The following is a 22,697-nucleotide window of genomic DNA, read 5'->3' as shown; positions in this document are numbered from 1 at the left end:
TCGAGAACAAGATGGTCACCCCGCGCCATCGCCTCGGCGCAGTCGCAGGTCGAGCAGCAGAACTTCGAGACGCGTAAGAACGTCCTGAAGTACGACGAGGTCCTCAACCGGCAGCGTCAGGTCATCTACGGGGAGCGCCGCCGCGTCCTGGAGGGCGAGGACCTGCACGAGCAGGTGCGCCACTTCATGGACGACACGATCGACGCGTACATCCAGGCGGAGACCGTCGAGGGCTTCGCCGAGGAGTGGGACCTCGACCGGCTGTGGGGCGCCTTCAAGCAGCTCTACCCGGTGAAGGTCACCGTGGAGGAGCTGGAGGACGCCGCGGGCGACCGCGCGGGGATCACCTCCGACTTCATCGCCGAGTCCATCAAGGACGACATCCACGAGCAGTACGAGGACCGCGAGAACCAGCTCAGCTCGGACATCATGCGCGAGCTGGAGCGGCGCGTGGTGCTGTCGGTCCTGGACCGCAAGTGGCGTGAGCACCTCTACGAGATGGACTATCTCCAGGAGGGCATCGGCCTGCGCGCGATGGCCCAGAAGGACCCGCTGATCGAGTATCAGCGTGAGGGCTTCGACATGTTCAACGCCATGATGGACGGCATCAAGGAGGAGTCCGTCGGCTACCTGTTCAACCTGGAGGTCCAGGTCGAGCAGCAGGTCGAGGAGGTTCCGGTGCAGGACGCGGCCGAGCCCACCACCTCGCTCGCCAAGGAGGGCGCGGTGCCCGCGGGCGCCTCGGCCGGCGGTGCGCGTACGGAGATCCGCGCCAAGGGGCTGGAGGCCCCGCAGCGCAACGAGAGGCTGCACTTCTCGGCGCCCTCCGTGGACGGCGAGGGCGGTGTCGTCGAGGGCGAGTTCGAGGGTGACTACCAGAGCGCGGACGGGCCGACCCGCTCCACGTCGGACGGTATGACGCGGGCCGAGCGCCGCAAGGCCGCGCAGAAGAGCGGCGGTCGCCGCCGCAAGAAGTAGTCCGGGAATCCTGGAGCCTCCCTTCGGGGGCTTCGGCGCTCCGGGACACTGTCGGCCGGTACGGGCCGGGGCGCGCACTTTCACGGTGCGCGCCCCGGCCCGTACGCGTTGAGCAGCCCCGTACGCGTTCAGTCGTTCTGTTCCCACCGGTCCCAGCGCAGGACCTGCTCGCGCGGAATCCGGCGGACCGCCGGCTTGAAGTCGGTGCCGATCGTGTGGGCGAGCGGGATGAGCGCGGCCGGCATGAAACTCCACACGGCAGGCAGGATCGATCCCCAGGCCCCCGCCTGCACGGTCAACCGGGGCGTGGTCGGTGCGTCCTTCCACCGCGGATATGACGAACGCGGGGACCCGGTGGATGTTCTCGGTCACCGACTCCGGCCGGGAGCTGCTCGCCCGGGCCGAAGGTGCCGTCCCCGCGTTCCTGGACGGCACCTTCCAGGCCCTCACCCCCGCCGAACGCACGCAGCTCTCCGCTCTGCTCGGCAAGCTGCTGCACCCCCGGTCCTGACGCGGATTCGACCCGCCTAGGACTCGGCGGCCGGGTCGGCATCCACGGCGCCCTCCGCGCCTCCTGCCGCTCCGGCGCGGTCTCCGCCGATCTCCACCGCCGCGCACCGCCAGCGCAGGTCGGCGCCCTGCTCCAGCCGGAACGCCATGGCGCGTACCTGGTCGCCCGCCGCGATGCTGGCCGCCGCCTCCACCACACCGGGCCCGGGGCGGAAGTAGCGGCAGGCGCGGACGACGGGGTCGGTGCCCCTGGCCCTGAGCGGGGTGCCCGGGGCGAGCCGGACGAGTTGCTCGTACGCCACCCCGACGGTCTGGCCGAGCATCCAGTGGACGGGGCGGCGGCCGCTGAGGACGGCCCGCAGCCGTTCGGCGAAGAGTTCGTGCGGCTGGGTGGCGCCAGGCCGCCGCAGGGGGCGCCCGGAGCCGGGACCGGGTCCCCGCCGGTCGCCTCGACCCGGTGGCCGCCGGGTCCGGGCCGCGGAGGTGACGGACGTGCCGGACCTCACGGACGTGCTGGACGTGCTGGATGTGCTGGACGTGGTGGTGCCGGTCGTCTTCACGCAGATCGCCCCCGTTCACGCCGCCGGGATCCGGATACCCGGCGGTAACTTCGTTGGGGACCTTCTACGGGCCGGTACAGCGGCCCCGCAAGGGCCGTCCGTGGACGCCCGTGCCGCGATCGCGATCACCTATCCGGGTGGAGAACAGACCGTCCCGTGCCCGGGAGAGGCGGTGGGACGCGGTACGCGGTGGACGCCCGCAGGCTCCCCCGGCGTCATCCCGAAGAGCGATCGCCGCACGTATCCTTAGGTGCTCTTCCGACTACGAAAGCGACCCCCTCATGCGCGTCTATGTGCCCTTGACTCTTCCCGGTCTCGCGGAGGCGTACAAGACGGGCGAGCTGGGTCCCGGCCCCCTGACCGCCTACGCGGTGACACCGGGCCTGCGCGAGTGGTACGTCTCCGACGACATCGAGGAGCTGGAGTACGCGGCCCTCAACCGCGCCGCAGCCGCCTCGCTGCGGCTGCTCGCCGCCCTGCCGGACGCGGTGCGCCGCCGGGTGGTCGTCGCGGTCGACGTACCGGACAGGGAAGCGGTCTCCGACCCCGACCGGGGGCTCGACTCCGGCGCGCTCGGCGAGGTGCGGCTCGCCTCGGCGGTGCCGCTGACCAAGGCGGCGGCCGTGCATGTCGACGCCGAGGACGCCGACGCCGATGTGTCGGCCGCCGCGGCGGCGCTGGGAGCCGCCGACCACGGTGACGACGACGCGCAGTTCACCGTGGACGGCGCCGAGGACCACGAACTGCTCTGGTACGACGCCCAGGAGATCCCGCACCTGGTGGGCTGAACGGCCCGGCGAAGAGGCCCCGCACCTCCGTTGTCAGACCCGGCCGGTACCGTTTTCGCATGGCGAAGCACACCACGCATCTGGTCTGGGACTGGAACGGCACACTGCTCGACGACATACACGCCGTCATCGCGGCGACCAACGCCTCCTTCGCCGAGATCGGCCATGAGCCGATCACGCTGGAGCGCTACCGCGAGCTGTACTGCGTGCCGATCCCGCTGTTCTACGAGCGCCTGATGAACCGCGCGCCGACCGCCGCCGAATGGCAGATACTCGACGCGTCCTTCCACCGCCACTACACCGAACAGCGCGTCAACTGCGCGCTGACGGAGGGCGTCGAGGAGCTGCTCACGCAGTGGGCGCTGGCCGGGAGCAGCCAGTCACTGCTGAGCATGTACGGACACGACGAACTGGTCCCGGTGGTGCGGGGCTACGGGATCGAACCCCACTTCGTCCGCGTCGACGGCCGTACGGGCCCTTCGGGCGGCAGCAAGGCGCTGCACATGGAGCGCCATCTGACCGCGCTGGCGGCGACGGGCTCGATATCCCCGTTGCGTACGGTGGTGATCGGCGACGCGGTCGACGACGCGGTCGCCGCGGCACATGTGGGCGCGCGGGCCGTGCTGTACACCGGTGGTTCGAACAGCAGGGCCAGCCTGGAGGCGGTCGGGGTGCCGGTGGTGGACAGCCTCGCCGAGGCGGTGGAGATGGCGCGCTCTCTCGGGGACTGAGGGCGCGCTCTCCCGGGGACTGAGGGACAGGGGTTGCTGACGGGCCGTTACGCGGGGGACCGTCTCTGTCCGAACCGTCAAACTTCCCCCGCTCCTTTTGTGCCGTGCGGCTAATGACGGAGGCTCTGTCGGAGATACCCTGGGGTCCGTGATCAGCGCGATACGTGGAGGGGGCAGTGCAGCCCCCGGCCTGCGCCCGGAGTGCCACAGCGCTCGGGCGATCGCCGATCTCCCGTACCCGGACCGGCTGAAAAAAGCCAATAGAGCTCCGGAGATCTCTCCCTGCGGCATAACGTCGTCCTTGACAGGAAAACCCGCGTCGTGGCGTTGCCGCATCCCTCACCTACGTCACGCAACGGCGCGCGACAGGAGCCAGAGAAGAACATGCAGACCAAGCTGGACGAAGCCAAGGCTGAGCTGCTCGCACGGGCGGCCCGGGTCGCTGAGACCGGGTCGGAAAGCGAGGGACGTCCCGACAAGGACGTGCTTCTCGCCTACCTCCAGCGCTACTACCTGCACACCGCGACGGAGGACCTGAGCGGCCGCGATCCCGTCGACATCTTCGGCCCGGCGCTGTCGCATTTCCGCTTGGCCGCGAATCGGCCGCAGGGCACGGCCAACGTGCGCGTCTACACCCCGACGGTCGAGGAGAACGGGTGGACGTGCAGCCACTCCGTCGTCGAGGTCGTGACGGACGACATGCCGTTCCTCGTGGACTCCGTCACCAACGAACTCTCGCGTCAGGGCCGCGGCATCCACGCGGTGATCCACCCGCAGATCTTCGTCCGCCGGGACATCACCGGCAAGCTGATCGAAGTGCTCCCCGACGGTCCCGGCGACGACGCGGACCGCGCGCACGACACCCTCGCCGAGAGCTGGATCCACGTAGAGGTGGACCGCGAGTCCGACCGCTCCGACCTCAAGCAGATCACCTTGGACCTGCTGCGCGTCCTGTCCGACGTACGCGAGACCGTCGAGGACTGGGACAAGATGCGCGGCTCCGCGCTGCGCATCGCCGACGAGCTGCCCACCGAGCCGACCGCGCCCGACCTGAGCGACGAGGAGCTGGAGGAGGCCCGTGAGCTGCTGCGCTGGCTCGCCGGCGACCACTTCACCTTCCTCGGCTACCGCGAGTACGAGCTGACGGACAACGACTCCCTGACCGCCGTGCCCGGCACCGGTCTGGGCATCCTCCGCGCCGACCCGCACCACAGCGAGGACGAGGACCACCCGGCCAGCCCCTCCTTCAGCAGGCTGCCCGCCGACGCCCGCGCCAAGGCCCGTGAGCACAAGCTGCTCGTCCTCACCAAGGCCAACAGCCGCTCCACCGTCCACCGGCCGAGCTACCTCGACTACGTGGGCGTCAAGAAGTTCGACGACAAGGGCACCGTCATCGGGGAGCGCCGCTTCCTCGGGCTCTTCTCCTCCGCCGCCTACACCGAGTCCGTACGCCGGGTGCCCGTGGTCCGCCGCAAGGTCGCCGAGGTCCTCGAAGGCGCCGGCGTCTCGCCCAACAGCCACGACGGCCGCGACCTGATGCAGATCCTGGAGACGTACCCGCGCGACGAGCTGTTCCAGACGCCGCCCGACCAGCTCCGTACGATCGTCACCAGCGTGCTCTACCTCCAGGAGCGCAGGCGGCTGCGGCTCTACCTGCGCCAGGACGAGTACGGGCGCTACTACTCCGCCCTCGTCTACCTGCCGCGTGACCGCTACACCACCGGCGTCCGGCTGCGGCTGGTCGACATCCTCAAGGAGGAGCTGGGCGGCACCAGCGTCGACTTCACCGCCTGGAACACAGAATCGGTTCTCTCCAGGCTCCACTTCGTCGTACGCGTCCCGACCGGCACCGAGCTGACCCAGTTGACCGACGCCGACACCGAGCGGATCGAGGCCAGGCTCGTCGAGGCCGCGCGCTCCTGGGCCGACGGCTTCGGCGAGGCGCTCAACGCCGAATTCGGCGAGGAGCGCGCCGCCGAGCTGCTGCGCCGTTACGGCAACGCCTTCCCCGAGGGCTACAAGGCCGACCACAGCGCCAGGTCCGCCGTCGCCGACCTCGTCCACCTCGAAGCGCTCGACGCCACGGACAAGGACTTCGCGCTCTCGCTGTACGAGCCCGTCGGCGCCGGACCCGACGAGCGCCGCTTCAAGATCTACCGCGCGGGCGAGCAGGTCTCGCTCTCGGCCGTGCTGCCGGTGCTCCAGCGGCTCGGCTGCGAGGTCGTCGACGAGCGGCCGTACGAGCTGCGCTGCGCCGACCGTACCCACGCGTGGATCTACGACTTCGGCCTGCGCATGCCCAAGGGCGTGACCGGCGGCGGCGGTTACCCGGCCGACGACGCGCGCGAACGCTTCCAGGACGCCTTCGCCGCCGTCTGGACCGGCGCCGCCGAGAACGACGGCTTCAACTCCCTCGTCCTGCGGGCCGGGCTGAGCTGGCGTCAGGCGATGGTGCTCCGCGCGTACGCCAAGTACCTGCGCCAGTCGGGTTCGACCTTCAGCCAGGACTACATGGAGGACACCCTCCGTACCAACGTCCACACCGCCAGGCTGCTGGTCTCGCTCTTCGAGGCCAGGATGTCGCCGGGCCGCCAGCGCGCCGGCACGGAGCTGACCGACGGACTGCTGGAGGAGCTGGACGGGGCGCTCGACCAGGTCGCGAGCCTCGACGAGGACCGCATCCTGCGCTCCTTCCTCACCCTGATCAAGGCCACGCTGCGCACCAACTTCTTCCAGCAGGCCGACAGCGGGGACCAGCACAGCTACGTGTCGATGAAGTTCGACCCGCAGGCCATCCCCGACCTGCCGGCGCCCCGTCCCGCGTACGAGATCTGGGTCTACTCCCCGCGCCTGGAGGGTGTGCACCTGCGCTTCGGCAAGGTCGCGCGCGGCGGGCTGCGCTGGTCCGACCGGCGTGAGGACTTCCGTACGGAGATCCTCGGCCTGGTCAAGGCGCAGATGGTCAAGAACACCGTGATCGTGCCGGTCGGCGCCAAGGGCGGCTTCGTCGCCAAGCAGCTCCCCGACCCGGCCGCCGACCGCGACGCCTGGCTCGCCGAGGGCATCGCGTCGTACAAGATCTTCATCTCGGCGCTGCTCGACATCACGGACAACCTGGTGGCGGGCGAGGTCGTGCCGCCGAAGGACGTGGTCCGCCACGACGAGGACGACACGTATCTCGTCGTCGCCGCCGACAAGGGCACAGCGACCTTCTCCGACATCGCGAACGACGTCGCCGTCGCCTACAACTTCTGGATGGGCGACGCCTTCGCCTCCGGCGGCAGCGCCGGTTACGACCACAAGGGCATGGGCATCACGGCGCGCGGCGCCTGGGAGTCCGTCGAGCGGCACTTCCGCGAGCTGGACCACGACACCCAGACCGAGGACTTCACGGTCGTCGGCGTCGGTGACATGTCCGGTGACGTCTTCGGCAACGGCATGCTGCTCTCCGAGCACATCAGGCTCGTCGCCGCCTTCGACCACCGGCACATCTTCATCGACCCGGAGCCGAACGCGGCGACCTCGTATCCGGAGCGCCGCCGGCTGTTCGACCTGCCGCGCTCCTCGTGGGCCGACTACGACAAGAAGCTGCTCTCGCCGGGCGGTGGCATCCACCCCCGTACGGCCAAGTCGATCGCGGTCAACGCGCATGTGCGCGAGGCGCTCGGCATCGAGCCCGGAGTCAGCAAGCTGACACCGGCCGACCTGATGAAGGCGATCCTCGGCGCCCCGGTCGACCTGCTGTGGAACGGCGGCATCGGTACGTACGTCAAGGCGTCCACCGAGTCGAACGCCGACGTCGGCGACAAGGCCAACGACGCGATCCGGGTCAACGGCGAGGACGTCAGGGCCAAGGTCGTCGGCGAGGGCGGCAACCTGGGCCTGACCCAGCTCGGCCGTATCGAGTTCGCCAGGCGCGGCGCGGGCGGCGAAGGCGGCAGGATCAACACCGACGCCATCGACAACAGCGCGGGCGTCGACACCTCCGACCACGAGGTGAACATCAAGATCCTGCTCAACGGCCTGGTCACCAGCGGTGACATGACCGTCAAGCAGCGCAACAAGCTGCTCCTCGCGATGACCGACGAGGTCGGCACGCTGGTGCTGCGCAACAACTACGCGCAGAACACCGCCCTCGCCAACGCCGTCACGCAGGCCCCTTCGCTGCTCCACGCACACCAGCGCTACATGCGCCGTCTGGTGCGCGACGGGCACCTCGACCGGGCGCTGGAGTTCCTGCCGACCGACCGGCAGGTCCGCGACCTGCTGAACAGCGGCAAGGGCCTGTCCCAGCCCGAGCTGGCCGTGCTGCTCGCCTACACGAAGATCACGGTCGCCGAAGAACTGATCCACACGGACCTGCCCGACGACCCCTACCTGATCAAGCTGCTGCACGCGTACTTCCCGGCGCCGCTGCGCGAGAAGTACGCCGAGCAGATCGACACGCACGCGCTGCGCCGCGAGATCATCACCACGGTGCTGGTCAACGACACGGTGAACGCGGGCGGTTCGACCTTCCTGCACCGGCTGCGCGAGGAGACAGGGGCGTCGATCGAGGAGATCGTACGGGCGCACACGGCGGCCCGGGGGATCTTCGGACTCAGCGAGTGCTGGGACGCCGTCGAGGCCCTGGACAACAAGGTCTCGGCCGCCGTCCAGACCCGGATCAGGCTGCACTCGCGCCGTCTGGTCGAGCGCGGTACACGCTGGCTGCTCGGCAACCGCCCGCAGCCGATCGAGATCGCCGGGACCATCAAGTTCTTCGCCGCCGGTGTGGAGGAGGTCTCGGCGCAGATGCCGACGATGCTGCTCGGCGCCGAACTGGCGTGGTACCAGCGCCTGGTGAAGGAGCTGACCGACGCGGGCGCTCCCGAGGAGCTGGCCGTACGGGTCGCCGGATTCTCGTCGGCCTTCTCGACGCTGGACATCGTCGCGATCGCCGACCGTACGGCGCAGGGCCCGCTGAGGGTCGCCGAGGTGTACTACGACCTCGGTGACCGGCTGAAGATCAGCCAGCTCATGGACCGCATCGTCGAACTGCCGCGCGCCGACCGCTGGCAGTCCATGGCGCGCGCGTCGATCCGCGAGGACCTGTACGCGGCGCACGCGGCGCTGACGTCCGACGTACTGGCCGTCGGGGACGACAACTCGACGCCCGAGGAGCGGTACAGGGCCTGGGAGCAGAAGAACGCGGCGATCCTCGGACGCTCGCGCGCGACGCTGGAGGAGATCCAGAGCTCGGACTCCTTCGACCTGGCGAACCTGTCGGTCGCGATGCGCACGATGAGGACGCTGCTGCGTACGCATAGCTGACGGCGCGCCTGAAACGCGCCTGATGAACGCCTGAACGAGAGAGGGGCGCCCGGCTCACCGCCGGGCGCCCCTCTTCCGCGTACGCGGCCTCAACTTGTCGTCCATTGAATCCACCACAACGCGTTTCGTGCCATCCGTGAAGAATCCCCCCGCTGTACCCCTTCTGTTAGAGGCGCCTGGCTACTCTCCACTCGCCCTGGTCCGGCACAGGAGAGGTACGTCCATGAGCACCCCGGTCCGCCGTACCTCACCTCGGCAGTCGGTGGCTGCCCTGACGCCGGTCCGGCAGCGCCCGGACCGGAGCCGGTCCGGGAGTCCGTCGAAAAACCCGGTGGAGCGCGCCCTCGTCGAGATCCAGTCCAGCGCCGGCAACCGAGCCGCGACCGCGGCGGTGCAGCGCGCCAGGGGCACGGCGAAGGGAAAGGCACCGGGGAACGGCAACGCGGCCACCGGATCCACCGGAGCGAAGAGTTATCGCGACCGGATCGCCGCGGTCCTCGACAAGCTCAAGAAGAATCTCGAATTCATCGACACCTTCGTCAAGGGCGTCCATGTCCCCGCCAACGCGGGCTTCTCCCAGCAGGCCTCCGCCACGGTCAGCGACGGCCTCAAACACTCCACCGGCTCCTCGGGGACCGCCGCCGCTTCGGAGAACCTCGTCACGGAGACCGCCGGCGCCGTACTCAGTGGCATGGAGGCGGCCAAGGCCAAGAAGGACGCCAAGAAGTACAAGAGCGGGGCCGCCTTCCACGGAGCGGACAAGAAGTCCAACTCCAAAACGGCCGACGCGGTCGTCAGCGCGGCCGGCGCGGGAAACTACGCCCTCGGTATCGCCAAGGAACTGACCAAGGCCCAGAAGGCCGCGCACGCCATGGCGGCGGGCGAGGCGAGCGGTATCGGCTCCAGCGCTGTCGGCGCGGTGAAGGGCGCCCGTGCGGCGGGCCGCTTCGGCCTGACGGCCCGCAAATACAGTGCGCTGAAAGGGCTGGGAAAGCCCGGCCGCACCGAGGACGGGGCACTGGCCCGGCTGAACCAGGGCCGGGAGCAGGCCGAATGGGCCGCGGCCGAGGCGTACGTCGCACTGGACGCCCACTGGGGCCACGAGGGCGATGACCGGCTGGAGCGCGTATCCGAGGCCATCGACGCGGCCTGGGCGGCGATGGGCGGCGCCCGTGACGCCGCCAGAGACGTCCGGCGCGCCGAAGACGTGAACACGATGGACACGGTGCACACGTACGCGCTCGGCAAGCAGCGCAACAAGATGGGCAAGCAGGCCCTCACCGCTGTGGGCGAGTCCACCAAGGCCGCGGGCGGCATCGTGACGGCGGTCGCTGCCACGGCGGGAGGAGCCGGACTGGCGAGCAACCCGGTCGGCTGGGGCCTCGCCGCGGGCGCGGCCGGCCTCATCCTCGGGGTCACCGCCTACCGGGCGGGCCGCGCGGGCAAGAAGCGCTACGACGGGGCCCGCCACCCCGAGCGCTGGGCGGCGGCGGACGAGACCCCGGCGGAGCCCGCCTCACGGGAGGACGCGCTGAAGGAGGCCCTGAAGTTCTGGAAGAAGGTGGCGAACGGTGAACGCCAGGCGATGGCGCGCAAACTGTACGGATTGGCGGCTGGCGCGGACATCAAGGGGAGCGGCGACACAACGGCCGAGATGCGGGACTCGGCCAGAGTCCTTCTCATCGCTCTCAAGGCAGGCCCCGCCAAGCACCGGCTGACCCCGGACGAGTGGGCGAACTCCCTCAACGACCCGGCGAAGAGCGCCGCTTGGGTCAAGGAGATAGCAGAACAACTGTCCTCGGCCTGAGGCTGTCGTTATCGCGAGCCGCATTCGACCTCGGTCCGTGAACGACAAGGTCAGGAACCGTTTTCCAGTGGTCGGGGTCTCTTCTCGCCGTGCACGGCGGTGTATTCGGCGGCGAGCCAGGGTCCCAGGTCGTCGATGAGTGTGCTGAGTACCGCCGGATCGGCCGAGGGGGTGCGGCCGATGGTCGCCGCGGTACGCATCTGCTCTCCGCGCTCGGGGTAATAGCGGCCGAAGAGTTCGGCGGATTCATTGAGGTCGCTGGTCCAGCCGCCCCAGCGGGGCATGACCAGAGTGAATCCTGTGCGCACGATGCGCCGTGCGGCCACGCGGCTGAGGGCCCGGCGATCGGCGTCAGTGACGGCTTCGGCGGCCCGGATGCGCCAGCGTTTCAGCGCGAGGGCGAGGTCGCCGTTCGTTTCGCGGGCGAGCAGGGTGGTGGGGCGGTAGCGGGGAAGCCGTTCAGCGAGGTCGGGGCCGAGCAGCGGGGTGCACAAGCAGGCGAGGAAGAACCCGGCGTCGTGGCGTTCGAGATCGCTGAGCAGAGCGTGTGTGCTGGTCAGCAGGGTGCCGACGCCATCGATCTGGGGGTAAGCGTGGTCGAGTGCGGCCTCGATCGCCCTGGCGTCGGCGTGGTCGGCTTCGGTGGGCTCGTGGTGAAGGGCGAGTTGAAGGTCGAGGTCGGAGACTCCGGGGATGGCGGTGCCCCGAGGGATGCTGCCGTAGACATAGGCGCTGTGCAGCCGCCCGCCGTCGAACGTCTCGGCGATCCGCGTGCGAGCGGCGTCCACGACGGGGGCGAACGCCGCCGGCACTCGGTCCAGTGCGCCTTCGCGTGCGATCGTTCCGTCGTGGGCCAGCCCTGATTCGCTCATGAGGTCACTGTGCCTGTTCCACTGCGTGCTGCCGAGCCGATTTCCGAGGAGCCGAGGTCCGAGGGGCCGAGGCTCGGGAGAGCGGCTTCTTACGAGGGCCCGGGGGAGAGCCGCTCGGGGGCCAGGGCTCGCTCCAGGATGTCGAGGGCGTCGTTCAGTCTGGCGCGGTGGTCGTCGGCCAGGTCGTCGGCGTGCTCGCCGGCGAGCAACCTTCGGGCGGTGGTGAGGTAGACCGAGCGGTATGAGGCGATCGCCAGGGCCGCTACGAGGTGGGCGTCGGCCGGTGGCAGGCCCGTCTCCGCCAGCGCGGTTTCGACCGCGCGCTCCACCTCGTCGACGCCCTCGCGCGCCCGCGCCCGGAGAGCGGGCGAGTCGATGACGATCTGCCAGAAGCCGGTGAACCTGTCAGCCACCCCCGACAGCGGGTGCCTTTCGTCGAGGAGTGCCAGCAGCATGCGGCGCAGCGCGGCGAGCGGTGATTCGTCGTGCTGCCGGTCGCGTACGGCTGTCGAGAACATCTCGATCGCCTCGGGGATCCGGTCGAGGAACAGGTCCTCCTTGCGCGCGAAGTGGTTGAAGACCGTCATGGCCGAGACGTTCGCGACGTCGGCCACCTCGGCGACCGTCACCTGGTCGAAGCCGCGCGCGGCGAACAGGGTTGTCGCCACGTCGGAGATCCGCTGCCGGGTCTCCCGCTTCTTGCGTTCCCGCAGGGTGAGCCGCTCGGGCTGGGTCCTGGGTTCGGGCTCGGGTTTCCGGGCGGGGGTTTCGTCGGTCACAAGGTCAGTGTAGCGAGCCTAAAGTTTTAGTGAGTATAGTGAAATGCATGAACGCGGACGCACGCACAGACGTGGATGTGGTGGTGGTCGGGGGCGGTCCCGTGGGGCTGATGCTCGCCTGTGAACTCCGGTTGGGCGGGGCCCGGGTGACCGTCCTGGAGCGGCTCACCGAGGTGGACCCGACGATCAAGGCGGGGTCGATCACGACCCCCACGGCCGAGGCCTTCTACCGGCGCGGGATGCTGCCCGCGCTCGCCGAGGTGCAGGAGGAGGCCCTCCGGCAGTTCCGGGCGTTCCGGTGGAAGCAGGAGGAGAACGCGGACCCGGAGGAGGCCGACCGGAGCCGGAGCGAGGCCCAGGCCCCGCCGCCCAGGTTCGCCGGGCACTTCGCCGGGATCATGCTGCGCGCGGACCGGTTCGACGACTCGGACCCCGTCTTCCGGAGCGCGGGGCCGGCCGGCGACGTCGGTTTCGTCTCGCAGCAGGAGATCGAACGCGTGCTCGCTGAGCGGGCGGAGCTGCTGGGCGTCGAACTGCGCAGGGGCGTCGAGCTGACGGGCTTCGAAGCCGGGGACGACGGGGTCACCGTGCGACTCGCTCGCGCGGACGGCGGCGAGGCGCTCGCGCCGCTGCGCGCGAGCTGGCTCGTGGGCTGCGACGGCGGCCGCAGTCTGGTCCGGAAGCTCGCCGGTTTCGATTTCCCGGGAACGCCTCCGCTGATCACCGGCCACCAGGCGATCGTCGAGATGACGGGCACCGAGGAGCTGAAGCCGGGCTGGAACTGGACCAGGACGGGTACGTACGCGAACGGTCCCGGGCCCCGTGTCCTCACCGTCGAGTTCGACGGACCGCCCGCCGATCGTGAAGCGCCTGTCACCGCGGAGGAGTTGCAGGCCGGCATGCGGGCGGTATCGGGCGTGGACGTCACGGTCACCAAGGTGCACACGGCGACCCGGTTCACCGACAACGCCCGGCAGGTCACCGACTACCGTGCAGGCCGGGTGCTGCTCGCCGGCGACGCGGCGCACGTCCACGCGCCCTTCGGCGGTCAGGGGCTGAATCTGGGCGTGGGGGACGCGATGAACCTCGGCTGGAAGCTCGCCGCCGTGGTACGCGGCCGGGCGCCGGAAGGGCTGCTGGACTCGTACACGGCCGAGCGGCACCCGATCGGTGCGTGGGTGCTCGACTGGACCCGGGCCCAGGTCGCGCTGATGCGCCCAGAACCGCATACGCACGCCCTGCGCGACGTGGTGGCAGGGCTGACGGATACGACGGAGGGCACCACGTATCTCGTCAAGCGCATCTCCGGGGTGCTCCAGCGGTACGACCTGCCCGGCGACCACGAGCTGATCGGACGCAGCGCGCCGGATCTCGAAGTGAAGGCGCTTGAAGCCGATGGTGGCTCGGACGGCCGGCTCGCCGGACTGCTGGGCGCCGGCCGCGGGCTGCTGCTCGACCTCGCGGGCGACCCCGCGCTCAGGGCGCGTACGACGGGGTACGGCGACCGCGTCGACACCGTCACGGCCGCCTGCCCCGACCGGCCGGAGCTGGCCGCGCTACTCGTACGCCCGGACGGGATCACCGCGTGGGCGGCCGACGCGGATCGTACGGACGCCTCGGAAGCCGCCCTCGACGCGCTCACCGAAGCTCTGACCCGCTGGTTCGGCGCCCCCGCCCAAGCCCAAGCCCAGGCCCCGACCCCAGCCCCCGCTACTTCTTCTTCCCCGTGAACTCCTCGTAGGCGGCGACCACCTCGGCGGCCGGCCCGTCCATCCGCAGCGTCCCCGACTCCAGCCACAGCGCCCGCTCACACGTCTCGGTGATGGTGCCGTTGCTGTGGCTGACGAGGAAGACGGTGCCGGCCTCCGCGCGCAGTTCGTTGATCCGTTCCTTGCTGCGGAGCTGGAACTTGGCGTCGCCCGTGGACAGCGCCTCGTCGATCAGCAGGACGTCGTGGGTCTTGGCCGCGGCGATCGAGAACCGCAGCCGGGCGCCCATGCCCGAGGAGTACGTCCGCATCGGCAGCGAGATGAAGTCACCCTTGTCGTTGATGCCGGAGAACTCCACGATCCCGTCGTAGCGCTCCCGGATCTGCTCGCGGGACATGCCCATCGCGAGCCCGCCGAGGATGACGTTGCGCTCGCCGGTCAGATCGCCCATCAGCGCCGCGTTGACGCCGAGGAGCGAGGGCTGCCCCCGTGTGAAGATCCTGCCCTGCGTCGGCGGCAGCAGCCCGGCGACGGCCTTGAGCAGCGTCGACTTGCCCGATCCGTTCGATCCGATCAGGCCGATGGCCTCGCCCCGGTACGCGGCGAAGCTGACGCCCTTCACGGCGTGCACCTCGCGTATCCCGGGGGCGGCCTTGCGGGTCACCATCCGGCTGAGCGCGGAAGTGGCACTGCCCTTCCCGCCCTTCGTGCCATGGACCTTGTAGGTGATGTGCACACCGTCGGCGACGACGGTGGGGGTGGGGGTGTTGTCAGCCACGTCCGTACTTCTCCTCCGCCTGCCAGAAGAAAACAAATCCGCCGATGCCCACGACCACGGCCCAGGCGAACGCGACGGGCCAGACGTGCGGGGGCAGTTGCTTGCTGGTGAAGCTCGAAATGAGGGCGTAGCGCATCAGGTCGATGAAGAGGCCCGCCGGGTTGTACTGGAGGGCCAGCACCACGATGTGCGGCAGATGACTGCCCTTGGTCAGCTTGTCGATGGACCACATCACGCCCGAGATGTACATCCAGGTGCGCAGGATGAACGGCGTCAACTGCGCGATGTCCGGCGTCTCCGCGCCCAGCCGCGCCACGAACAGCGAGAGACCGGTGCCGAAGAGGAACTGGAGCAGCAGCGCCGGGATCGCGAGCAGCCAGCTCGGGGTGGGGTACTGCCCGAAGGCGACCAGGATCACCGCCAGCGCGCCCAGCGAGAACAGCAACTGCTGGAGCTGCTGGAGGGCGAGCGAGATCGGCAGGGCGGCACGTGGGAAGTGCAGGGCCCGTACGAGGCCGAGGTTGGCGGAGATCGCCCGGGTGCCCGCCATGACGGCGCTCTGGGTGAACGTCCAGATGAAGACGCCCGTCACCAGGAACGGGATGAAGTCCGGCACATTCCGCTTGGTGCCGAGCAGCACCCCGAAGATGAAGTAGTAGACCGTCGCGTTCAGCAGCGGGGTCATGATCTGCCAGACCTGGCCCAGCTTCGCCTGGCTGTACTGGGCGGTCAGCCGGGCGGTCGCGAACGCGGTGATGAAGTGCCTGCGCGACCAGAGCTGGCGTATGTAGGCGGGCAGCGAGGGACGGGCGCCGCTCACGGTGAGGCCGTGGCCGGCGGCGAGGGCCGCCAAGTCGGTCCCGTGGGGCGTGGTGGTCCGGTCCGGGGGTGTCGGTGCGATCGTCTGGCTCACGGGTGTCGCTTTCGCCGGTGGCTGGATCGGTTGGGGGGTGGATCCGCGCTGACGATGGGACGGGTCCGTATCGTCGCTACGGCGAGCGTACGAGTACGAGCGTCGCAACGCAACCGTTTCGTCGTGACGTGATCGAAGCGCCGTCACTACGTGTGACGGTATGCTGCTCTCCTATGACTACGGACCCGCGCACCGCCCGCCGCGTCCCCGCAGGAGCCGCCGTGCTCCGGGAGGACGTGACCGACGCCATCCGTGCGGCGGTCTTCGAGGAACTGGCCGCTGTGGGGTTCGCCCGGATGTCCATCGAGGGCATCGCGCGCCGGGCCGGGGTCGGCAAGACGGCGGTCTACCGGCGCTGGAAGTCCAAGCTCGCGCTCGTTCTCGACCTGCTGTCGGTCTTCGCCGCGCAGGGACTGCCCGCGCCGGCCACCGGGTCGCTGTACGGGGACGTACGGGCGCTGCTGGAGGTGGCCTCGCACGCGCTGCGCCATCCGGTCGCCTCGCAGGTGATCCCGGATCTGCTGGTGGAGGCGGCGCGGCACCCGGAGATCTCGGACGCGATCAAGGCGGCGCTGCTGGACGGACAGCAGGGGATCGCCGCGGTCATCGTGCGGGAGGCGGTGGCGCGGGGCGAGCTGCCCGAGGGGACCGATCCCGACCGGGCGCTGGATCTGACGGTGGGGCCGCTGTACTGGCGGCTGGTGGTCGTACGCAACGACCTGCCGAAGGGGTACCTGGACGACCTGGCGGCCTCGGCGGTGGCGGCGCTGAGCCGCTGAGCCGCTGAGACCGACGCCGGCGGGGCGCGCCCCACGCGAGGAACGACGACGGGCACGCCGTACCCACGGCGTGCCCGGCACCTGACTGACTGCTCCTGCCTACCTCACTACTTGCCTATCTCACTACTTGACGGCTCCCGCCATCACCCCGGCGACGAACTGCCGCTGGAAGATGAAGAACACCGCCAGCGGAATCACCATCGACACGAAGGCGCCCGGCGCCAGCACGTCGACGTTGTTGCCGAACTGCCGTACCTGCTGCTGGAGCGCCACGGTGATCGGCGGGTTCTTCGAGTCGGCGAAGACCAGCGCCACCAGCATGTCGTTCCAGACCCAGAGGAACTGGAAGATCCCGAGCGAAGCGATCGCCGGACCGCCCAGCGGCATCACGACCCGGGTGAACAGCCGGATCTCGCCCGCTCCGTCCAGCCGCGCCGCCTCCAGGAGTTCCTTCGGGATCTCCGCGAAGAAGTTCCGCAACAGGAAGATCGCGAAGGGCAGTCCGAAGGCGACATGGAAGATGACCACGCCGAAGGTCGTCTCGAAGATGCCGATCGCGCCGAACAGCTTCGACACCGGCACCAGCGCGACCTGTACGGGCACCACCAGGAGCCCCACGACCACCAGGAACCACCAGTCCCGGCCGGGGAAGTCCATCCACGCGAAGGCGTATCCGGCGAGCGAGCCGATCACCACGACCAGCAGCGTCGCCGGGACGGTGATCTCGATCGTGGAGAGCAGCGAGTGCGTGATGGTGTTGTTGTCCAGCAGCCGCGAGTAGTTCTCGCCCGTCAACTGGGCGGGCGCGGTGAAGATCTTCCACCAGCCGCTCGCGTTGATGTCCGCGGAGTCCCGCAGCGAGGAGAGGAAGAGCCCGATCGTCGGCATCAGCCAGAACAGGCCGACGAGCACCAGGAAGACACGCATCAGCGTGCCTCCCGTACGGGCGGCGATCCGGGCTCCCAGGGACATTTTCGCCTTGACCACACCGTCGTTCATGGTCATCGGCGCGTCTCCTTTCGCATTCTGCGTACGTTGAAGAGCATCACCGGGATCACCAGCAGGAGCAGCAGTACGGCGATCGCGCTGCCGACGCCGAGGTCGGCGTCCGTGCCGAAGGACGAGCGGTAGAGCTGGAGGGCCAGCACGTTCGCGTCGTCCTGCGACGAGCCGGGCGCGATGATGAAGACCAGGTCGAAGATCTTCAACACATTGATCATGAGGGTGACCATGACGACCGCGAGGACCGGTGCCAGCAGGGGCACGGTGATTCTGCGGAAGACCTGCCACTCGGAGGCGCCGTCGACCCGTGCGGCTTCGAGGAGTTCACGGGGCATGCCCGCGAGTCCCGCCGCGATCAGCACCATCGCGAAGCCGGCCCACATCCACAGGTAGCTGCCGATGATGGCGGGCGTCACGAGGTTGGGGCCGAGCCATTCGACGCCGTTGTACGGCTCCCTGAAGTTCGCCTCCGGGAGCCGCAGTTGGGCGCCGTCCGCCGAGGCGGGGAGGCTGAACGTACCGTCGTCGCCCGCCGTCGTGGAGGCGACGACCTTGCCGGCCTTGACCGCCTCCACCTTGATGCCGCGCAGGCCCAGCTCCTTCGGGTCGATGACGTTCGGTTTCCCGCCGCCGCCCGGGGTGAAGTCGAGCCAGGCCGTGCCGTTGACCGTGCCGTCGCCCGGCGCCGCCGCCTTCGCGGGCTTCGCGGCGGACGGCATCTTCGCCGGTGCGACACCGACCAGCGGGAGGCTGACCGCCGTACCCGCGTGGACCGGTGTCTTCGTGATGAAGGCGCCGCCGCCCGCCGGCTTCAGCGGATGGACCGGCAGCGGATGCGCCTTGGGGAAGCCGGCCGACTCGGCGAAGGTGTCGTGCACCCCGACCCAGACGGCGTTGGCGATGCCGCGCTCCGGGTCCTGCTCGTACACCAGCCGGAAGATGATGCCCGAAGCGAGCATCGAGATCGCCATCGGCATGAAGACGACCATCTTGAAGGCCGTGCCCCAGCGCACGCGTTCGGTCAGTACGGCGAATATCAGCCCGAGCGCCGTGGCGACCACGGGCGCCACGATCACCCAGATCACATTGTTCTTGACGGCGGTCAGGATGGTGTCGTCGGTGAAGATCTCGACGTAGTTGTCGAGCCCGGCGAAGGTCCCTCCCGACTTGTCGAAGAAGGAACGGTAGACGGAGAACCCGATGGGGTAGACCACGAGCGCGCCCAGCAGCACGAGCGCGGGCAGCAGGAAGCCGACCGCGATGGTTTTACGTGTGCCTGTCACGCTCTTACGTTTTTTACTGACAGAGGGCACCGGTGGTGCGGCGCCCTCTGTCATCGTCGACGTCATATCACTCAGCCCGTGAACGCCTTGGCGGCGTCGGCCTCGAGCTGCTTCTGGGCCCCCGCGACGTCCTTCGGGTTCTTCAGGAAGTCCTGGAGGTCCTTCCACTCACCCTTGCCGGGCGTACCGCCGAACGACTGCGGCATCTGGTCCGACATGTCGAAGCGGAAGTCGTCGCCCGCGCTGATCAGCGCCTTCGCGATGTCACGCTGCACGTCGTTCGGGTAGGCGGCGACGTCCAGGGACTTGTTCGGGGAGATGAAGCCGCCCGCCTCGGCCGAGATCTTCGCCGCGTCCGCGGAAGCGAGGAAGGTCAGCAGCGCCTGGGCGCCCTTGCTGTCCTTCAGGGCCACGGCGGCGTCGCCGCCGGTGACCACGGGGGCTGCGCTGCCGACCGCGGGGAACGGGAAGATCTTCGCGTCCGTACCGACCTTGGCCTTCGCCTCGGTGACGTTCGTCCCCGCGAAGTCGGCCGCGGCGACCATGGCCGCCTTGGGGGCGTCGCCGCCGGTGAACGTCTGGGTGACGGACGCCGGGAACTCCGTCTGGAGCGCGCCGTCGGCGCCGCCCGCGATCAGGTCCGGCTTGCCGAAGAGCTGGCCGAGCGTGGTCAGCGCGTCCTTCACGGACGGGTCCGTCCACTTGATCTTGTGCTGGGCGAGCTGGTCGTACTTCTCGGGACCGGCCTGGGAGAGATAGACGTTCTCGAACCAGTCGGTGAGTGTCCAGCCGTCGGCGCCGCCGATCGAGACCGGGGTCACGCCGGAGGCCGAAATGGTCTCCGCCGTCGCCAGGAAGTCCTTCCAGGTCTTCGGGGCGGTCGCGCCCGCGTTCTGGAACGCGGCGTTGTTGTACCAGACCAGCGACTTGTTGGCGGCCTTGAAGTACACGCCGTACTGCGTGCCGTCCACGGCGCCGAGATCCTGCCAGGCCTGGCTGTAGTTCTTCGCCAGCTCCGCCTTGACCTGCGCGTTCACCGGCTTGACCCACTTCTTGGCCACGGCCTGCTGGATCGCGCCGACCTGCGGGAGCATCGCCACGTCGGGCGGGCTGCCGCCGGCGATCTTCGTACCGAGGAAGTTGACGATCGGGTCCTGCGCCGGGACGAAGGTGACGGTGGCGCCCGTGCGCTTCTCGAACTCGGTGAGGACCTTGGTGAAGTTGGTCTGCTCGGGTCCGGTCCAGACGGCCGCGACCTCGATCTTCTCGCCGTTCAGTTTGGGCAGTTGGACGCTGGAGGCGGCCGGCTTGTCGGTGGACTTGCCCGGCTCGGTGTCGTCGTCCGAGCCGCCGCCGCACGCGGTCAGGGCCAGGGCCCCCACGGCGACGAGCGCCATCGCGGCCTTCTGTGATCCACGTGCGTGGTGTGCTCTGCGAGTTGTGCGCTTCACTGGTGCCCCGTCTCTCCCGTGCGCGTATGGATCTACGCATACGGACCGGCGGCGCCGTGACGTAGCAGCGCCGCTCTCGTCCGTGCGGACAGTCCTACGCCCGGTCTACAGGGGCCGCAATAGCGTTTTGCGCCTCAACTCGTCGATCGTGATGGGCTCGTGACGTGGCGCGATGCCCGTACGGACCTTTGTGCGGACCTTTGTACGCACCTGGGTACGGACCTGTGTACGGGCCATCAGATGTGCGCCGGGGCTTCAGGGACGGGCGGGGCTCAGCGGGGCCACAGGGACGGCGTCGACCGAACGGGCCGCGCGCTCCAACGCGCTGGCGAGCAGAGCGAGATCGGTCGGTCCGTTGCCCAGCTCACGGACCGGCCGGCGGGTCGGCGGATCGCCCATCCGGTCCCACTCCAGGGGCACCACCGTGGGACGCAGCGTGGACGTACGGGGAATACGGCCGGTGACGCGGCCGCCCTGGAAGGGCGTCGCACCGCCCTCAGGGCGCCCCAGCCTGCCGCGCCCCGGCGCCGGGTCCTCCGGGGTGGGCGCGGTCGGCGGAGCGTCCAGGACGACCCGCAGCCGGGCTCCCTGGGCCAGCTCCGTGTCGGCGGTGCGGTTCGGGCAGGCGGAGGTCGCCACGAGGTGTACGCCGAGGCGCTCACCGTCCCTGGCGACGGCCTCCAGCGCCCGTACGACCGAACCGGCGGCGGGCCGCCCCGGGCTGCCCAGCGCCGGCGCGACCAGCGCGTCGTAGTCGTCCACCAGCACCACGAGCCGTGGCAGCGGGGCAGGTTCGGGCCCGGTGGCGGGCGTCAGCGGGCGGAGCCTGAGCGTGGAGCCGGTCGCCGGGTCCTGGCTGTCACGCTGGTCGGCGGGTACCCCGGTCATCCGGGGGTCGCCCCTGCGCGCCGCGCGCTGCTCGGCCGCGCTCGGCGCGCGCCGGCCGACCATCCGGTCGGCCACCTCACGCCCGCTGTGCCACTCGGCGAAGCCGACGCTGCCGAGCAGTTCGGCGCGCCGCTTCAGCTCGGCGCCCAGCGCTTGGGCGAACTCCCGCATCCGCACCGGGTCGTTGGCGACGAGGTGTTCCGTGACGTGCGGCAACTCCGTACAGACGCCGAGGCCTTCGCCGCGCTCGCCGCCCGCGCCGTCGACCAGCAGCAGCCCGAGCCGGTCCGGCCGGCCGGCCGCCGCCAGGGAGGCGGCCACCGAACGCAGCAGTTCCGTACGGCCGCTGCCGGCCGGGCCCTCGATCAGCAGATGCGGGCCCTCCTCGACGAGGTCGACGCTCACCGGGCCCCGGGGCCCGGCGCCGAGCACCGCGGTGCAGTCGCCCGTACGGTCGGCGGCCGACGCCCAACGGGCCATCAGCGACGCCGGGGTGGCCCGCGCGAGGCCCAACTCGTCCAGGAGACGCGCCGATTGCGGCAGCGCCGTGGCCCTGCCGTGGCCGCCGCCGGTGGCGGCCGTACGCAGCGGCGCGAGCGCGCGGCCGAACCGCTCGGCCCAGGCGGGCGACACCGCGTCCACCACGGCGAGCGTGCCGTGTCCCGCGGGCTGCCCCACCGAGGTGCGCAACAGCCGCAGCGCGGTGGCCACATCGCCGCTCAGCAGCGCCACGGCGCCGCACTCGCGGAAGGGCAGTGACGCGGCGCACGCCGACTCGTACGTCGCCGCCACCGGCGAGAGCGGCGAGGCCGCGGGGGTCTCGGCGAGACACAGCACATGGATACCGGCGGACGAGCCCGCTGCCGCCAGCCGCGCCGTCGTCTCGCGCAGCGCCGCCGAACCGGGGTCGCCGTCGACGATCACCACCGTGTGCGGACCGGTGTGCCGGGCTGCGGCCGCCGCGACCGTCGCGTGGTCCGCCGAGGCCCAGCCGGGGCCGAGCGGTCCTTCGTCGATCCGGCGCGTCAGCTCCGCCGTCCTGGCGGCGGCCTGGTCACGGTCGAAGGCGAGCAGCAGCCGGCAGTCCTGGCCGTGCGCGGGGCGTACGTGCGGCAGCCAGCCGAGCCACTGCCATTCCTGTCTGCGCTGCTCGGGGCCGGTCATCCGGTCCGTGCTGATCAGCACGATCTCCAGGTCGGTGGGCGAGTGCAGCGCGGCGAGCTGGGCCACCACGGATCTCGCCAGCCCGGTCAGCCGCTCCCTCGGGCCCGCCAGCCCCAGCGAACCCGCCTCACGCAGGCCCACGGTCACCGGCACCGACAGCAGCGGGGCCGCTCCCGGGGACGCCGGGCGGTCGGCGGTGCCGAGCCGGACGACGAGCGCCTCGGCGTGGGCGCTGTCGCGCTCCCAGAGCCGGGGGCCGGGGCCGAGCGCGGTCAGCAGGATCTCGGCGGCGTCGGGCCAGGTCTCGGCGCGGGGGGCGGCCGCGGACATCCCGGCGGGGCGCTGGGGGCCCGGACCGCTCTCGGTGTACTCGGGGGACCCGTCGTCCTCGC

The 22,697-nt window shown here is 70.3% G+C and carries 18 protein-coding genes and 1 pseudogene; 9 read left to right on the top strand and 10 right to left on the bottom strand.

Annotation, left to right across the window (positions count from 1 at the left end):
* Window positions 1-978, top strand: a pseudogene (locus tag QR77_RS45025) (preprotein translocase subunit SecA); the annotation flags it as partial.
* A gap of 128 nt (window positions 979-1,106) precedes the next feature.
* Here the strand turns inward: QR77_RS45025 and QR77_RS49775 are convergent.
* A complete protein-coding gene (locus QR77_RS49775; RefSeq protein WP_269084331.1) occupies window positions 1,107-1,235 on the bottom strand; it encodes a hypothetical protein in 129 nt (42 codons plus the stop codon).
* A 77-nt stretch (window positions 1,236-1,312) separates the two neighbouring features.
* Between QR77_RS49775 and QR77_RS43475 the strand changes: the two genes are divergently transcribed.
* The gene (locus QR77_RS43475; protein WP_236710634.1) at window positions 1,313-1,489 is read left to right on the top strand and encodes a hypothetical protein; all 177 of its coding nucleotides are present in this window, start codon (window positions 1,313-1,315) and stop codon (window positions 1,487-1,489) included.
* 16 nt (window positions 1,490-1,505) lie between these two features.
* On the opposite strand, the gene QR77_RS13290 is transcribed toward QR77_RS43475, so the two are convergent.
* A complete protein-coding gene (locus QR77_RS13290; RefSeq protein WP_052488715.1) occupies window positions 1,506-1,994 on the bottom strand; it encodes an Rv3235 family protein in 489 nt (162 codons plus the stop codon).
* Here QR77_RS13290 and QR77_RS13285 point away from each other — a divergent pair.
* From QR77_RS13285 to QR77_RS13265, 5 genes are all read left to right on the top strand, one after another.
* Window positions 1,981-2,298, top strand: coding sequence for a hypothetical protein (locus QR77_RS13285; RefSeq protein WP_040021887.1), 318 nt, complete (start codon window positions 1,981-1,983; stop codon window positions 2,296-2,298). The two genes, QR77_RS13290 and QR77_RS13285, sit on opposite strands and share 14 nt — an antisense overlap.
* A gap of 31 nt (window positions 2,299-2,329) precedes the next feature.
* Window positions 2,330-2,836 (top strand): hypothetical protein, encoded by a 507-nt coding sequence (locus QR77_RS13280; protein WP_040021885.1) that lies wholly within the window; start codon window positions 2,330-2,332, stop codon window positions 2,834-2,836.
* 59 nt (window positions 2,837-2,895) lie between these two features.
* Entirely contained in the window at window positions 2,896-3,567 is a 672-nt protein-coding gene (locus QR77_RS13275; RefSeq protein ID WP_040021883.1) for an HAD family hydrolase, read from the top strand.
* A 384-nt stretch (window positions 3,568-3,951) separates the two neighbouring features.
* Window positions 3,952-8,880, top strand: a complete 4,929-nt coding sequence (locus QR77_RS13270; RefSeq protein ID WP_040021882.1) for an NAD-glutamate dehydrogenase — start codon at window positions 3,952-3,954, stop codon at window positions 8,878-8,880.
* A 223-nt stretch (window positions 8,881-9,103) separates the two neighbouring features.
* The gene (locus tag QR77_RS13265; RefSeq protein ID WP_040021881.1) at window positions 9,104-10,687 is read left to right on the top strand and encodes a hypothetical protein; all 1,584 of its coding nucleotides are present in this window, start codon (window positions 9,104-9,106) and stop codon (window positions 10,685-10,687) included.
* A 50-nt stretch (window positions 10,688-10,737) separates the two neighbouring features.
* On the opposite strand, the gene QR77_RS13260 is transcribed toward QR77_RS13265, so the two are convergent.
* Together QR77_RS13260 and QR77_RS13255 are read right to left on the bottom strand one after the other, a co-directional pair.
* Window positions 10,738-11,559, bottom strand: coding sequence for a nucleotidyltransferase (locus tag QR77_RS13260; protein WP_040021880.1), 822 nt, complete (start codon window positions 11,557-11,559; stop codon window positions 10,738-10,740).
* Window positions 11,560-11,648: 89 nt separating this feature from the next.
* Window positions 11,649-12,338, bottom strand: a complete 690-nt coding sequence (locus tag QR77_RS13255) for a TetR/AcrR family transcriptional regulator (RefSeq protein WP_236710632.1) — start codon at window positions 12,336-12,338, stop codon at window positions 11,649-11,651.
* Between the two features lie 47 nt (window positions 12,339-12,385).
* On the opposite strand from QR77_RS13255, the gene QR77_RS13250 reads away from it, so the two are divergent.
* Window positions 12,386-14,068: an FAD-dependent oxidoreductase gene (locus QR77_RS13250; protein ID WP_052488714.1), complete on the top strand. Its 1,683-nt coding sequence runs from the start codon at window positions 12,386-12,388 to the stop codon at window positions 14,066-14,068.
* Here QR77_RS13250 and QR77_RS13245 read toward each other — a convergent pair.
* The gene (locus QR77_RS13245; protein WP_040021879.1) at window positions 14,049-14,825 is read right to left on the bottom strand and encodes an ABC transporter ATP-binding protein; all 777 of its coding nucleotides are present in this window, start codon (window positions 14,823-14,825) and stop codon (window positions 14,049-14,051) included. The two genes, QR77_RS13250 and QR77_RS13245, sit on opposite strands and share 20 nt — an antisense overlap.
* The gene (locus tag QR77_RS13240; RefSeq protein ID WP_040021878.1) at window positions 14,818-15,738 is read right to left on the bottom strand and encodes an ABC transporter permease; all 921 of its coding nucleotides are present in this window, start codon (window positions 15,736-15,738) and stop codon (window positions 14,818-14,820) included. Before QR77_RS13240 ends, QR77_RS13245 begins: the two co-directional genes overlap by 8 nt.
* Window positions 15,739-15,911: 173 nt before the next feature.
* On the opposite strand from QR77_RS13240, the gene QR77_RS13235 reads away from it, so the two are divergent.
* Window positions 15,912-16,517 carry a TetR/AcrR family transcriptional regulator gene (locus tag QR77_RS13235; RefSeq protein ID WP_078876645.1) on the top strand — a complete coding sequence of 202 codons (606 nt, stop codon included), beginning with the start codon at window positions 15,912-15,914 and terminating at the stop codon, window positions 16,515-16,517.
* A gap of 123 nt (window positions 16,518-16,640) precedes the next feature.
* On the opposite strand, the gene QR77_RS13230 is transcribed toward QR77_RS13235, so the two are convergent.
* The 4 genes from QR77_RS13230 to QR77_RS13215 all read right to left on the bottom strand — a co-directional run.
* Window positions 16,641-17,522, bottom strand: coding sequence for a carbohydrate ABC transporter permease (locus tag QR77_RS13230; protein WP_040021876.1), 882 nt, complete (start codon window positions 17,520-17,522; stop codon window positions 16,641-16,643).
* Entirely contained in the window at window positions 17,519-18,868 is a 1,350-nt protein-coding gene (locus tag QR77_RS13225; RefSeq protein ID WP_078876644.1) for a sugar ABC transporter permease, read from the bottom strand. The genes QR77_RS13230 and QR77_RS13225 overlap by 4 nt, the downstream gene beginning before the upstream one ends.
* 5 nt (window positions 18,869-18,873) lie before the next feature.
* Window positions 18,874-20,199: an ABC transporter substrate-binding protein gene (locus QR77_RS13220; RefSeq protein ID WP_040021874.1), complete on the bottom strand. Its 1,326-nt coding sequence runs from the start codon at window positions 20,197-20,199 to the stop codon at window positions 18,874-18,876.
* Window positions 20,200-20,508: 309 nt separating this feature from the next.
* Window positions 20,509-22,697 (bottom strand): FtsK/SpoIIIE domain-containing protein (locus tag QR77_RS13215; protein ID WP_269084330.1); only part of this gene is annotated, 2,189 nt, incomplete at its 5' end.

This window comes from Streptomyces sp. 150FB, assembly GCF_000818195.1.
In the GTDB taxonomy this organism is placed as follows: Bacteria; Actinomycetota; Actinomycetes; order Streptomycetales; family Streptomycetaceae; genus Streptomyces.
Note: the sequence above shows the minus strand (reverse complement) of the source record. Positions and strands in the feature narration are given on the sequence as shown.

What these genes read in the sequence shown, in the direction of transcription:
- QR77_RS43475 (WP_236710634.1), top strand. Translation starts at nt 1,313, where the DNA reads ATGACGAACGCGGGGACCCGGTGGATGTTCTCGGTCACCGACTCCGGC.
- QR77_RS13280 (WP_040021885.1), top strand. Translation starts at nt 2,330, where the DNA reads ATGCGCGTCTATGTGCCCTTGACTCTTCCCGGTCTCGCGGAGGCGTAC.
- QR77_RS13275 (WP_040021883.1), top strand. Translation starts at nt 2,896, where the DNA reads ATGGCGAAGCACACCACGCATCTGGTCTGGGACTGGAACGGCACACTG.
- QR77_RS13270 (WP_040021882.1), top strand. Translation starts at nt 3,952, where the DNA reads ATGCAGACCAAGCTGGACGAAGCCAAGGCTGAGCTGCTCGCACGGGCG.
- QR77_RS13265 (WP_040021881.1), top strand. Translation starts at nt 9,104, where the DNA reads ATGAGCACCCCGGTCCGCCGTACCTCACCTCGGCAGTCGGTGGCTGCC.
- QR77_RS13260 (WP_040021880.1), bottom strand. Translation starts at nt 11,559, where the DNA reads ATGAGCGAATCAGGGCTGGCCCACGACGGAACGATCGCACGCGAAGGC.
- QR77_RS13250 (WP_052488714.1), top strand. Translation starts at nt 12,386, where the DNA reads ATGAACGCGGACGCACGCACAGACGTGGATGTGGTGGTGGTCGGGGGC.
- QR77_RS13235 (WP_078876645.1), top strand. Translation starts at nt 15,912, where the DNA reads ATGACTACGGACCCGCGCACCGCCCGCCGCGTCCCCGCAGGAGCCGCC.
- QR77_RS13230 (WP_040021876.1), bottom strand. Translation starts at nt 17,522, where the DNA reads ATGACCATGAACGACGGTGTGGTCAAGGCGAAAATGTCCCTGGGAGCC.
- QR77_RS13225 (WP_078876644.1), bottom strand. Translation starts at nt 18,868, where the DNA reads ATGACGTCGACGATGACAGAGGGCGCCGCACCACCGGTGCCCTCTGTC.
- QR77_RS13220 (WP_040021874.1), bottom strand. Translation starts at nt 20,199, where the DNA reads ATGGCGCTCGTCGCCGTGGGGGCCCTGGCCCTGACCGCGTGCGGCGGC.